Source organism: Streptomyces sp. SID10853, from assembly GCF_010548145.1.
GTDB lineage: Bacteria > Actinomycetota > Actinomycetes > Streptomycetales > Streptomycetaceae > Streptomyces.
In genome coordinates this window covers 1-12104 of the sequence record NZ_JAAGLN010000215.1, presented here as the reverse complement: position 1 = coordinate 12104, position 12104 = coordinate 1, and the positions used below count along the sequence as shown (strand labels likewise).

Genomic DNA, 12104 nt, shown 5'->3' with positions numbered 1-12104 from the left:
GCGGTGACCTCGGCGATCTCCTCGTCGGTGGCCCTGCGGCCGACGGGCAGCCGCGCGGGCACCCGCTCGTCGCCGGTCGGCCGGAAGACCAGGCCGGTCTCGAAGAGCGCGAGGTCGTGCGAGCCGCGTCCGGTGTTGCGCCGCAGCGCGCCGAGCAGCCCCGGCAGCAGCGTGGTGCGCAGCGCGGGCTCCTCGTCGGAGAGCGGGTTGACCAGCTTGACCGTGGCCCGGCGGGGGTCGTCGGCGGCCAGTCCGAGCTGGTCGAAGGCGGCGTCGCCGGTGAACGGGTAGTTCAGCGCCTCGACGAAACCGGCACCGGCCAGCGCGCGGCCGACCCTGCGGTGCAGCCGCTGCCGCTCGGTGAGCCCCCGGCCGGCCGGGGGCCTCGGCAGGGTCGACGGGAGGTTCTCGTACCCCTCAAGACGGATGACCTCTTCGGCCAGGTCGTTGGGGTAGGCGAGGTCGGGGCGCCAGGACGGCACGGTGACGATCAGCTCGTCCTGCCCGTAGACATCGCAGCCGACCTGCTGGAGACGGCGTACGACGGTCTCCCGGCCGTACGCGACGCCCGCCACCTTGTCCGGGTGGTCGGCCGGCATCCGGAGGGTGCGCGGCGCGGACGGCGCGACGACCTCGGTGACCCCGGCCTCTGCGGTGCCGCCCGCGAGCAGCACCAGGAGGTCGACGGTCCGCTGGGCGGCGGCCGAAGCCGCCTCCGGGTCGACGCCCCGCTCGAAGCGCTTGGACGCCTCGGAGGCCAGCTTGTGGCGGCGTGCGGTGCGCGAGATGGAGAGCGCGTCGAAGTGCGCGGCCTCGATGACGACGTCGGTGGTGCCGCTGAGCTGTCCGGTCTCCGGGTCGGCGGTGACGTCGGCGATCTCCGTGTTGGCCCCGCCCATCACACCGGCGAGCCCGATGGGGCCGCGGTCGTCCGTGATGACCAGGTCACCGGCGTCCAGTACGCGTGCGGTGCCGTCGAGGGTGGTGAACTTCTCGCCGGCCACGGCCCTGCGTACGCCGATCGGCCCGTCGATCCGGGTGCGGTCGTAGGCGTGCAACGGCTGGCCGAGCTCCAGCATCACGTAGTTGGTGATGTCGACGGCCAGCGAGACCGGCCGCATACCGGCCTTCTGCAGCCGGCGCTGGAGCCAGATCGGCGTCCGGGCCTCGACGTCGAGGCCGGTGACGGTACGGGCGGTGAAGCGGTCGCAGCCACGCGGGTCGGCGATCTTCACCGGGTAACCGAACGCGTTGGGCGGCGCCACGTCGAGCAGCGCCGGGTCGCTCAGCGGCAGCCCGTAGGCGGTGGCGGTCTCGCGTGCGACACCGCGGATCGACAGGGCGTAGCCGCGGTCCGGGGTGACGGCGATGTCGAGCACCTCGTCGACCAGTTCGAGCAGCGCGATGGCGTCGGTGCCCGGCTCGTGGCCCGGCGGCAGCACGATGATGCCGTGCGTGCCTCCCCCAGACTCCGTCCGGGGGGACCCCCAGTCGCCCATGCCCAGCTCGTCGCCGGAGCAGATCATGCCGTGCGAGGTCTTGCCGTACGTCTTGCGCGCGGCGATCGCGAAGTCGCCGGGCAGCACGGCGCCGGGCAGGACCACGACGACCTTGTCGCCGACGGAGAAGTTCCGGGCGCCGCAGACGATCTCCTGCGGGGCTCCGGTGCCGTTGGCGCTGCCGACGTCGACGGTGCAGAAGCGGATGGGCTTCTTGAAGCCCTCCAGCTCCTCGATGGTCAGTACCTCTCCGACGACCAGCGGACCCTTGAGGCCGGCGCCGGTCTGCTCGACGGTCTCGACCTCCAGGCCGACGCCGATCAGCTTGGCCTGTACGTCACGGCCGGTCTCGGTGGCGGGGAGATCGACGTACTCCCGCAGCCAGGAAAGCGGGACCCGCATCAGATCTCCATCCCGAACGGCCGGGTGAACCGGATGTCACCTTCGACCATGTCTCGCATGTCTTCGACGTTGTGGCGGAACATCAGCATCCGTTCGATGCCGAACCCGAAGGCGAATCCGCTGTACTTCTGGGGGTCGACACCGCAGGCGGTGAGCACCTTGGGGTTGACCATCCCGCAGCCGCCCAGCTCGATCCAGCCCTCGCTGGAGCAGGTGCGGCACGGGCGGTCGGGGTTGCCCACCGAAGCGCCGCGGCAGACGTAGCACTGCATGTCCATCTCGGCGGACGGCTCGGTGAACGGGAAGTAGTTCGGGCGCAGCCGGGTCGTCATGTCCTGGCCGAAGAGTGCCTGCACCATGTGGTCCAGGGTGCCCTTCAGGTCGGCCATGGTGAGGCCCTCGTCCACGGCGAGCAGCTCGATCTGGTGGAAGACCGGCGTGTGCGTGGCGTCCAGCTCGTCGGTGCGGTAGACCCGCCCCGGGCAGACGACGTAGACGGGGGGCTCCCGGTCGAGCAGGGTGCGGGCCTGGACGGGCGAGGTGTGCGTCCGCAGCACGACACCGGACTCGTCGCCCTCGGTCCCCTCGGGGCCCTGCACGAAGAAGGTGTCCTGCATCTGCCTGGCCGGGTGGTCGGGCGTGAAGTTCAGGGCGTCGAAGTTGAACCACTCCGCCTCGACCTCGGGGCCCTCGGCCACCTCGTAGCCCATGGCCACGAAGATGTCCGAGACCCGCTCCATGAAGGTGGTCAGCGGATGGCGGGCGCCGGCGGGGGTGCGGTCGTAGGGCAGGGTGACGTCCACCGCCTCCTCGACCAGGACCCGCTCGTCGCGCTCGGTCTCCAGCTCCGCCTGGCGGGCCGCGAGGGCCTTGTTCACGGCGCCGCGTGCCATGCCCACGCGCTTACCCGCGTCGGCCTTGGCCTGCGGCGGCAGCGCGCCGATCTCACGGTTGGCGAGCGCCAGCGGCGAGGTACCGCCGGTGTGGGCCGTCTTCGCGTGTGCGAGCGCGTCGAGATCGCCCGCGGCGGCGAAGGCGGCGAGCGCCTCGCTGCGCATCCGCTCGATCTCTTCCGGTTTCAGTGCCTCGACCTCAACAGGGTCGTACGACTTGTTCGGTGCCGACATCTCTTCCCGTACTTCCGATTTCTGGCTGAGGCGACCTGCTCGCCGACAGCGACGTCAAGGACGCAAACGTGCCAAAGGTCGATTCTAGAGGTCGCATGGGGTCGAAGAAGCCCGCAGGTCCTCAAGCCCACCCGTCGCCCGCCGCCACCCTTGCACGACGCTTCGCGAAATGTCCTATGTCAGGTACGCCGGAGCCCCTACGGGCAGAATAAATCGGAACTCCGCGCCGCCGTTCGCCCCCCGGCCGACGGTGATCGTCCCGCCGTGCGCCTCGACGATGCCCTTGACGATGTACAGGCCGAGCCCGGTGCCGCCGCGCTTGCTGCCCCGCCAGAAGCGGGTGAAGACGCGGCTCATCGACTCCTCGGGGATACCGGGGCCCTCGTCGGTCACTGTGACGCCCGTCCCCTTCTCGTCGTTCTTCGCGGCGGCTGCCGCCACCTCGATGGTGACGGTTCCCTCACCGTGGCGCACCGCATTTTCCAGCAGGTTGCCCAGGATCTGGTCGATCTTGTCCGGGTCCGCCCAGAGATCGGGCAGCGGCTGGTGGATCCGGACCAGGAACCGGTCGGGGTCCTGGCCGGACGCGGTGTGGGCCTGGATGTGCCGGCCGACGGCGGCTCCGATGTCGACGGGCTGGCGGCGCAGCTCGAGGCGGCCGGAGTCGATGCGCGAGATGTCGAGCAGTTCGGCGATCAGCCGGGTGACGCGGTTGGCGTCGGCGTCGACGGTCTCCAGCATCAGCCGCTTCTGCGCATCGGTGAAGCGCTCCCATTTCGCGAGCAGGGTCGCGGTGAATCCTTTGACCGAGGTCAGCGGGGAGCGCAGCTCGTGCGCGACGGTGGCTATCAGCTCGGCGTGACTGCGCTCGGTGCGGCGGCGCGCCTCGGTGCCCCGGAGCGAGACGACCACCCGCAGGACGGGCCCGGTGGGGTGCTCCCGTATGTACCGCGCGGAGACCAGCACCTCACGCCCGCCGGGCAGCAGCAGATTGCGCTCGGGCTGGCCGTAGCGGATGGCGAGCCCGCCGTACGGGTCGGTCAGGGTCCACCAGCGGCGGCCCTTGAGGTCCTCCAGCGGCAGCGCCTGCTCCAGCGGGCGGCCGAGTGCGGCGGCCCGCGGTACGGCGGTGATCCGTACGGCGGCGGTGTTGAAGCAGACGATCCGGCCGTGCTCGTCGGCGATGACCAGTCCGTCGGGGAGTTCGTCGGGGTCGACCCCCGGTCCGGTGGCGCCGCCGGTGCCGCTGGACGCACCCGTTCCGTTCAGCACCGGTCCGTTTCCGTGTGACGACGGACTGCCCGATGAGACGGCCATCCCCGTATCCCACCTCTCCGAATAGCGCAGTGGGCCCCCGAACTCGTCACCCTACTAGCTGGAGGTGACGGAGCGGCACCCTCCGGAAGCGCGCTGCGCACGTGCGGACGCGTAGAGACAGACGGCGGCCGCCGTGGCGAGATTGAGGCTTTCGGCCCGGCCGTGGATGGGGACGCGGACCACGGCGTCGGCGAGGGCCCGGGTCTCCTCGGGGAGCCCCCATGCCTCGTTGCCGAACACCCAGGCGCTCGGTCCGCCCATGGTGCCCGCGTCGAGTTCGGCGTCCAGGTCGTCGTCGCCCGCGCCGTCGGCGGCGAGGATCCGTACCCCGGCGGCCTGCAGCCCGGCGACGGCCCGCTCGACGGGGACGCCGACCGCGACGGGCAGATGGAAGTGCGAACCGACCGAGGCGCGTACGGACTTGGGGTTGTACAGGTCGACGGACGCGTCGGTGAGGACGACGGCGTCGGCGCCCGCCGCGTCGGCGCAGCGCAGCACCGTGCCGGCGTTGCCTGGGTCGCGGACATGCGCGAGCACGGCCACCAGCCGGGGGCGGGCCGCGAGGATCTCGTCGAAGGGCAAGTCCAGGAAGCGGCAGACGCCGACGAGGCCCTGCGGGGTGATGGTCTGGGAGAGTTCGGCGAGTACGTCGTCGCCGGCCAGGTGGATCCGCGCCCCGGCGTCCCGTGCCGCGGCGACGATGGCCGCGTACCGCTCGGCGGCCTCCACCGTGGTGAACAGCTCCACGAGCGTCGGCTCTCCGCCGACCCGGTGCCGCACCGCCTCACGCACGGCCTGCGGCCCCTCGGCGATGAACCGGCGTTCCTTGGTACGGAAGTTGCGCCGGGCGAGCCGCTTGGCGGCGGCGACGCGCGGGGAGCGCGGGGAGATCAGCTCGGCGGGGGTGCCCATGGTCGGCGTTTCACCTTATTCACGTACGGGAGGGGCGCATGCGGGGCTCGGCCGGTCCGCGGAACACAGCGGACCCGCAGGCGGCTTCCGCCTGCGGGTCCTGCCGGCCGGGCTCCGGCTTGAAGTACGTGCCTGGTCAGGCAGCGGTCTTCGGCGCGTTGACGTCGCTCGGGAGCGCCTTCTGCGCGACCTCGACCAGCGCGGCGAACGCGTTGGTGTCGTTGACGGCCAGCTCGGCGAGGATCTTGCGGTCCACCTCGATGTTGGCGGCCTTCAGACCCTGGATGAGGCGGTTGTACGTCATGCCGTTCTCGCGGGCAGCGGCGTTGATGCGCTGGATCCACAGCTGACGGAAGTCGCCCTTGCGCTTCTTGCGGTCGTTGTAGTTGTAGACCAGGGAGTGGGTGACCTGCTCCTTGGCCTTGCGGTACAGGCGCGAACGCTGACCGCGGTAGCCCTTGGCCGCCTCGAGAACTGCCCGGCGCTTCTTGTGGGCGTTGACTGCCCGCTTGACGCGTGCCACTTGTTGACTCCTTGTAGCGGGGCCGTGGGTGAACTCACACGGCCCGGAAACGAATTGGTCCCGGTCCCGACATCGCGCCCCCGGGGATCACCGGGGGCGGCGACATCACTTGCCGAGAAGCTTCTTGATCTTCTTGGCGTCGGCCGGGGCCACCACGACGGTGCCGGTCAGCGAACGCGTCTTCTTGGACGACTTGTGCTCCAGCAGGTGGCGCTTGCCGGCGCGCTCACGGAGCACCTTGCCGGAGCCGGTGATCTTGAAGCGCTTGCTGGAGCCGCTGTGCGTCTTGTTCTTCGGCATCGCGCCGTACTCTCCTCGTCAGTGGCGCTCCCCCGGTGCGGGCACCGGAGACCGGGAGCGTCAGATCATTGGTATGTGTTCCGGGCGGAACCCCGGGGCCGCCTGGCTGGCGGCCCGTACGGTCACGCGTCGGAGGTGGTCTCGGCCGGTGCTTCGGCCTCTGCCTCGGCGACCTCGTCCTCGGAACCCTCGGCCGCGTTGCCCTGGCGCTCCGCCTTGCGGGCGGCCTGGGCCTCACGCGCCTCGGCCATGGCCTCGGTCTTCTTCTTGTGCGGGCCAAGCACCATGATCATGTTTCGGCCGTCCTGCTTCGGGTTCGACTCGATGAACCCGAGGTCCTCGACGTCCGAAGCGAGGCGCTGCAGCAGCCGGAAGCCCAGTTCGGGGCGGGACTGCTCGCGACCGCGGAACATGATCGTGATCTTGACCTTGTCGCCCTGCTTGAGGAAGCGCACGACGTGACCCTTTTTGGTGTCGTAGTCGTGCGGGTCGATCTTCGGCCGGAGCTTCATCTCCTTGATGACCGTGTGCGCCTGGTTCTTGCGCGCCTCACGGGCCTTCATGGCCGACTCGTACTTGAACTTCCCGTAATCCATGAGCTTGCACACGGGCGGACGGGCGGTCGCCGCGACCTCGACCAGGTCGAGGTCGTACTCCTGTGCCAGCTCCAGGGCCTTCGCGAGCGGGACAATGCCCACCTGCTCACCACTGGGTCCGACAAGTCGCACCTCGGGAACGCGAATCCGGTCGTTGATGCGGGGCTCGGCGCTGATGGATCCTCCTCGGTAGCACCACACGGCTCTCTGGCAGACAGCCGCGTAACGTCTGTTTAGACAGACCAACCGCACCTGGAACATGAAAAACGCCCCGGACGGGACACAGGCGGGAGCTCCTCACATACCGGAGCACCGCCGCGTCAACCGCGGGGCGCACATCGGGTGGCTTCCATCGTCCGTACGGAACGATGGGCGCCGCCTGACCGGTGACCCGCCGTCCCGGAGGACAGTCAGGTGGGAGATCGGAGCCTCCACTTGTGGGCCGGGCACTCAGGTGTCCGGCCGGTCGTTACACAAGGTTAGCACCCCGGACGCGGTGCGGCGAACCGGTCCGCGGCGGCCTCCGCGCGGGGGCGCCCGGGCCACCGCATATCGTGTGCGTCATGAGCGACGCGACCCCCTCCCCCACCCCCGAAGAAGAAGCCCCGGGCTTCGACTCCATGACCCGTGACATCGCGGACGTCCCCGCGGTCGAGGTGATCACGACGGTCGCGGTTCATCTGATGAGCTCGGCCGCCGTCAACCTGGGCCTGGCCGAGGACGGCGAGAAGCACAAGGACCTGGACGAGGCCCGGAAACTGATCCAGGCACTCGCCGGACTGATCACGGCGAGCGCCACGGAGATCAGCTCCTTCCACGCGGCTCCGCTGCGCGACGGCCTGAAGTCGCTCCAGCTGGCGTTCCGCGAGGCGTCCGCGGTGCCCGACGAGCCGGGCGAGGGGCCCGGCGAGAAGTACACCGGGCCGGTCTACGGCTGAGAACGGGGCCCGCGCCTGATCCACGAGGTTCCCCGCTGACCGGTCCTTGAGGCGCCGCCCGGGGCGCCGGCCTCGGAAGAGGCGTCCGCCGCGGAGTCGGCCGGGGCTTCACCGGCCGGCCCGCCGTTCAGCGGCCGCTCCCCGTGCCCGGTGAGCCCGGTGGGGTGGGTGAAGCGGTGCGCGTAGGCCGCGATCGCCCCGCCGATCAGCGGCGCCACGATGAACAGCCACAGCTGGGAGAGTGCGGCGCCACCGGCGAAGAGGGCCGGGCCGAAACTGCGCGCCGGGTTCACCGACGTGCCGGTCAGCGGAATGCCGATCAGGTGGACCGTGGCGAGCGCCAGACCGATGGGCAGCCCGTCGAAGCCCACGACGGCCACCTTGTGGGTCACGGCCAGGACGACGAAGACGAAGACGAAGGTCAGCACGACTTCCACCAGGAAGGCGCCGCCCAGGTTGATGTGCACGGCCGAGCGGTTGTCGTAGCCGTTGCTCCCGAACAGACCGTCGGTCTTGATCCCGGGCACCTGCTTGGTGAGCAGGAAGAGCAGCGCCGCACCGACGATGCTGCCGAGGAACTGCGCGATCCAGTACTCCACCGCCCTGCGCAGATCGATGCGTCCGGCCAGCAGCATGCCCAGCGTCACGGCCGGGTTGATGTGGCAGCCCGAAATCGCGCCGAGCGAGTAGGCCAGCGCCAGCATGATGAAGCCGAACGTGAGTGCGATGCCGAAGGCACCGATGTACTCACTGGCGAGCACCACGGATCCCACCGCGACGAACACCAGCAGCAGGGTTCCCAGGAACTCCGCGGCTATCCTCCGCGTCTCCGTCGTCTCCATAGCTCCACCTCACGAAGATTGTCGGATTTCTCCGCAATTATTCGTCGGAAGAGCCTGGACTGCCTCTCGGGGCTCCGCGGCCCGGTGTCAGCGCGCGAAGAGCGGGGTGTTCGGAGCCGGCGCCCCGGCGGGCAGCAGCGCCAGGTCGAGCCCCCGCACCAGCCGGGCCCTGAGCACCTCGTGCGCGGCCAGATCCGTGGCTACGGCGGTGGCCGCCGACTGCTCCGCACCGGGCGCGAGGACCAGCGCCAGGGTGCCGTCGGCCTTCCCCGGGCCGAGGTGGGCGCGGAGCACGCCGGGGTGGGCCGCGACGACCTCCCGTACCGCCTCCACCACGGCCGGGTCGTCCAGCGGGTCCGCGCTGGTGCGCCCCTCCGCAAGCGCGAGCAGCGCGGCGCCCCTGAGCTCGTACGGGACGGGGCCCGCCAGATCGAGTACGAGCGTGTCGGCCCGCTCATGGGCGGCGGCCTGGAGTGCCTGGTGCAGCGGTACGGCGACCGGGCGGGCCTGCGGGTCCCAGCGGGCCAGTGACGCGGTCGATGTGAAGGCAGGCAGCGCCCTGCGGTCCCCGGCCTGGAGCGTCGGGACCGCCATGTCGCTCGACTTCTCGCGGCGCAGCCCGTCCTCGCCCGTCTCGGCCTCCCCGAGGATCGCGACGACCGGCACCAGCAGCCGGGCGTCCCGGAGGGCTTCGAGCACCTCCGGCTCGGCCGTCCTGTCCTGCGACCAGGCGGCGAGTGCCGCGGTCAGCCGGGGGTCGGCGGTGCCGTCGTCGTCGGAGAATCCGGAGTCCGGAATGTTCTTGAGCGCCACGGTCCTGAGCCTAGTGCCGCGGCCGCCGGTGCTGGTCGGCCGGGTCCGGCTGCGGGGCCGGGGGCCCGGCCGTATTGTCGGCGTGGCCGGGCGCGGGTGCCGGCCACGCCGACGATACGTACGCCCGGGGAGGTCCGAAGTGGATCCGGACGCTGCACTGGCCCGTGCGCTGCGGTCCGTTGCGGGCGACGCCTCGCTGTCGGTCGCGGTGTCCGACACGGCGAGCGGCGCCACCGCCGTTCACGGGAGCGGCAGTTACGACACCGCCAGCATCGTGAAGGTGGGCATCCTCGCGACGCTGCTGCTGCGTGCGCAGGACGCCGGACGCGGCCTCGGCGTTTCGGAGCGGACGCTCGCCGAGGCGATGATCGTGCACAGCGACAACGCGTCGGCCACCGCACTGTGGAACGCGATCGGCAGTGCGCCCGGGTTCGACGCCGGTGTCCGGCGGCTCGGGCTCACCCGGACCCGGGGCGGCAGCAACGGCGAGTGGGGCCTGACCCGGACCACCGCCCGGGACCAACTGACGCTGCTGCGGGCGGTGTTCGGCAGTGATTCCGAGCTGGACGCGGCCTCGCGCGGCTGTCTCACGGCGCTCATGGGGAGGGTGGTGCCCGGTCAGGCGTGGGGCGTCTCGGCGGCAGGGCACAGCTGGGCGCTGAAGAACGGCTGGCTGCCGCGCGGGGACGCCGCCCGGTGGACCGTCCACAGCGTGGGGCGGGTGACCTCGGGGAGCAGCACCCGGCTGATCGCCGTGCTCTCCGCGGGGCACACCACCCTGCCCGCGGGGATCGCGGTCACCGAGGCCGCGGCGCGGGCCGCCGTCACAGCGACCGGCGGAACCGGCTGAAACCGGCGCCGCGCGGGATGCTCCCGTACCTGCCGCCCCGCCACAGCACCAGGGCTCCGGCCAGCAGCAGCACCCCGGCGCCGCCCGTGAGCGGGACGACCCAGGCTCCGGGCCCCGTGCTCGGCTCCGCGTCGGGGCCCGGCCCGAAGTATTTCCTGCCGTAACCGGCGGCCTCCGTACGGATCTGCGCCGGGGCGAGCTTCGCCGCAGCCGCGAGCGCGGCAGCCGGGTCGACCATGCCGTATCCGAGGGAGTCGTCCCGGCCACCCTGCGGGGCGTCGCGGGCGGTGTCCGTGAGCAGCTTCTTGATCTGTGCCGGGGTGAGGTCCGGATACGCGGCCCTGACCAGCGCGACCGCGCCCGAGACGAAGGCGGAGGCCGCGCTGGTGCCCCAGCCCTCGTAGTACTTGCGGTCGGGGTCGGCGATCACCACGTCGACGCCCGGGGCGCTGACGGTGGCGTACCAGCGGCGGGTGGAGAAGGAGGCGTGGGTGCCGTACCGGTCGACGGCGGTCACCGCGATCACCCCGGGGTAGGCGGCCGGGTAGGAGATGTGGTCGCCGTCCTCGCCGCCGTTGCCCGCCGACGCCACGACGACCGAGCCCTTGGAGAGCGCGTACTGGACGGCGGCGTCCTGGCCGGGCTCCGGGCGCGCGGACGCGCTGTCGTCGCCGAGGGAGAGGTTGATGACGTCGGCGTGGTGGTCGGCCGCCCAGCGGATTCCGGTGGCGAGGGCGCCGCCGCGTGAGGCGCGGGCCTTCTTGATCGACGGGTCGCTGCCTTCGAGGATCACCCGGACCGGCAGGATGTGCGCCTCGGGTGCGATGCCCAGGACACCGTCCGCGTGGCCGGGTCCGTGTCCGTGGCCGGCGATGATCCCCGCCATCGCGGTGCCGTGCCGGGCCCAGGACCGGTCGCCGCGTTTCGCCCCGAAGCCGATCAGGTCCTTGTCGGGCAGTACTTGTCCCGCGAGGTCGGGGTTGGCGGCGTCCACTCCGGTGTCGAGCACGGCGACCGTGACGCCCCGGCCCTTGGTCGTACGCCATGCCTGCTGGGTGTGCATGGCGGCCAGTTCCCACTGCTGGGCGCGGATGGAGTCGGCGCGGGCGGGCACCGCGGGCAGCACGGTGAAGGCCGCGGCGGCCAGCACGGCCGTGAGTGCGGTCGGTCCTCGGCGTCTCATCGGTGCTCCTCCGTGCGGTTCAGGGCTTCGCCGTACGCTCCGGGCTCCGCCGTGCGCTCCGGGGTCCGCCTCGTGGTTCAGGGTTTCGCCGTGGCGTCGGCGTTCTTGCGCAGGGCCCGCTCGACGCGCTCCTCGATGCCCTTGGCGTCGTGGCCGAGTCCCGCCTGGGCAGCGGCGGTCGTCTGTGACTCCTCCATGGCCACGGCGGCGGGCTGTGGGTCGGTGACCGTCCTTCCGTCGGCGAACCCGGAGACCGCGTACACGACGACGGGTGCGTCCGTCAGGACGCTCACCGTCCAGCTCGCCCGCTGCCGGTCGCCGAAGGACGCGGCGGGCGTGGACTTCACCGGGTAGGTGCCGGGCATCAGATCGGTGCGCCGGTCGAGGCCCTCGGCCGTGAACCGTTGGTGCAGGGCGGTCATCGCCGCCGGGCCCGCCTCGGTGAAGACCATCCCGACCGTGGTCACGCTGCTGCTGGTGGCATCGGTGTACGTCGCGCGCACCAGCCTGCTGCAGCCCACCGGCTGGAGGGCGCGCAGCAGCATGGGGTCGAGCCGGCCCGTGCAGGTGCTGTCCGGCGCGACGCCCACCCTGGTCCAGGTGCGGTCGGCGCCGCCGGGGCCCGCGCCGGTGCCTTTGAGCGTCGCGGGGAAGAGGGTGTCGACGGGCGTGCTGTGCCAGAGGCCGCGCGAGGCGGTGAACCCGTCGCTGGGGCCTGCCGCGGCGCTGTCACCGCTGAGCATGCTCCCGGCGGCCGCGCCGCCGATCAGGCCGAGGCCCAGCACCACACAGGCCGCGGCGG

General features: G+C 71.7%; 13 protein-coding genes. 2 read left to right on the top strand and 11 right to left on the bottom strand.

Annotated elements, in window-relative coordinates; genetic code table 11:
• From pheT to infC, 7 genes are all read right to left on the bottom strand, one after another.
• Positions 1–1901 (bottom strand): phenylalanine--tRNA ligase subunit beta (pheT, locus tag G3I19_RS28945; RefSeq protein WP_164266677.1); only part of this gene is annotated, 1901 nt, incomplete at its 3' end.
• On the bottom strand, positions 1901–3028 hold the full coding sequence (gene pheS / locus G3I19_RS28940) for a phenylalanine--tRNA ligase subunit alpha (RefSeq protein WP_164266676.1): 1128 nt from the start codon (positions 3026–3028) through the stop codon (positions 1901–1903). The genes pheT and pheS, both read right to left, overlap by 1 nt.
• Positions 3029–3202: 174 nt before the next feature.
• Positions 3203–4300: an ATP-binding protein gene (locus G3I19_RS28935; protein WP_343235244.1), complete on the bottom strand. Its 1098-nt coding sequence runs from the start codon at positions 4298–4300 to the stop codon at positions 3203–3205.
• 99 nt (positions 4301–4399) lie between these two features.
• Positions 4400–5257 carry an RNA methyltransferase gene (locus tag G3I19_RS28930; RefSeq protein ID WP_164266674.1) on the bottom strand — a complete coding sequence of 286 codons (858 nt, stop codon included), beginning with the start codon at positions 5255–5257 and terminating at the stop codon, positions 4400–4402.
• 136 nt (positions 5258–5393) lie between these two features.
• Positions 5394–5780: a 50S ribosomal protein L20 gene (rplT, locus tag G3I19_RS28925; protein WP_164266673.1), complete on the bottom strand. Its 387-nt coding sequence runs from the start codon at positions 5778–5780 to the stop codon at positions 5394–5396.
• A 105-nt stretch (positions 5781–5885) separates the two neighbouring features.
• Positions 5886–6080 (bottom strand): 50S ribosomal protein L35, encoded by a 195-nt coding sequence (gene rpmI / locus G3I19_RS28920; RefSeq protein ID WP_164266672.1) that lies wholly within the window; start codon positions 6078–6080, stop codon positions 5886–5888.
• Between the two features lie 122 nt (positions 6081–6202).
• Positions 6203–6877, bottom strand: a complete 675-nt coding sequence (infC, locus tag G3I19_RS28915; protein WP_164266671.1) for a translation initiation factor IF-3 — start codon at positions 6875–6877, stop codon at positions 6203–6205.
• A 362-nt stretch (positions 6878–7239) separates the two neighbouring features.
• Here infC and G3I19_RS28910 point away from each other — a divergent pair, with 362 nt between their 5' ends.
• Positions 7240–7614, top strand: coding sequence for a DUF1844 domain-containing protein (locus G3I19_RS28910; protein ID WP_164266670.1), 375 nt, complete (start codon positions 7240–7242; stop codon positions 7612–7614).
• Here the strand turns inward: G3I19_RS28910 and G3I19_RS28905 are convergent.
• Together G3I19_RS28905 and G3I19_RS28900 are read right to left on the bottom strand one after the other, a co-directional pair.
• A complete protein-coding gene (locus tag G3I19_RS28905; protein ID WP_164266669.1) occupies positions 7605–8456 on the bottom strand; it encodes an MIP family channel protein in 852 nt (283 codons plus the stop codon). The genes G3I19_RS28910 and G3I19_RS28905 overlap by 10 nt on opposite strands.
• 87 nt (positions 8457–8543) lie before the next feature.
• The gene (locus G3I19_RS28900) at positions 8544–9269 is read right to left on the bottom strand and encodes an SseB family protein (protein WP_164266668.1); all 726 of its coding nucleotides are present in this window, start codon (positions 9267–9269) and stop codon (positions 8544–8546) included.
• A 139-nt stretch (positions 9270–9408) separates the two neighbouring features.
• Between G3I19_RS28900 and G3I19_RS28895 the strand changes: the two genes are divergently transcribed.
• Positions 9409–10119: a serine hydrolase gene (locus G3I19_RS28895; RefSeq protein WP_343235243.1), complete on the top strand. Its 711-nt coding sequence runs from the start codon at positions 9409–9411 to the stop codon at positions 10117–10119.
• On the opposite strand, the gene mycP is transcribed toward G3I19_RS28895, so the two are convergent.
• Positions 10094–11302, bottom strand: coding sequence for a type VII secretion-associated serine protease mycosin (gene mycP, locus G3I19_RS28890; protein ID WP_164266666.1), 1209 nt, complete (start codon positions 11300–11302; stop codon positions 10094–10096). The two genes, G3I19_RS28895 and mycP, sit on opposite strands and share 26 nt — an antisense overlap.
• A gap of 77 nt (positions 11303–11379) precedes the next feature.
• Positions 11380–12104 (bottom strand): hypothetical protein (locus G3I19_RS28885; protein ID WP_239074901.1); only part of this gene is annotated, 725 nt, incomplete at its 5' end.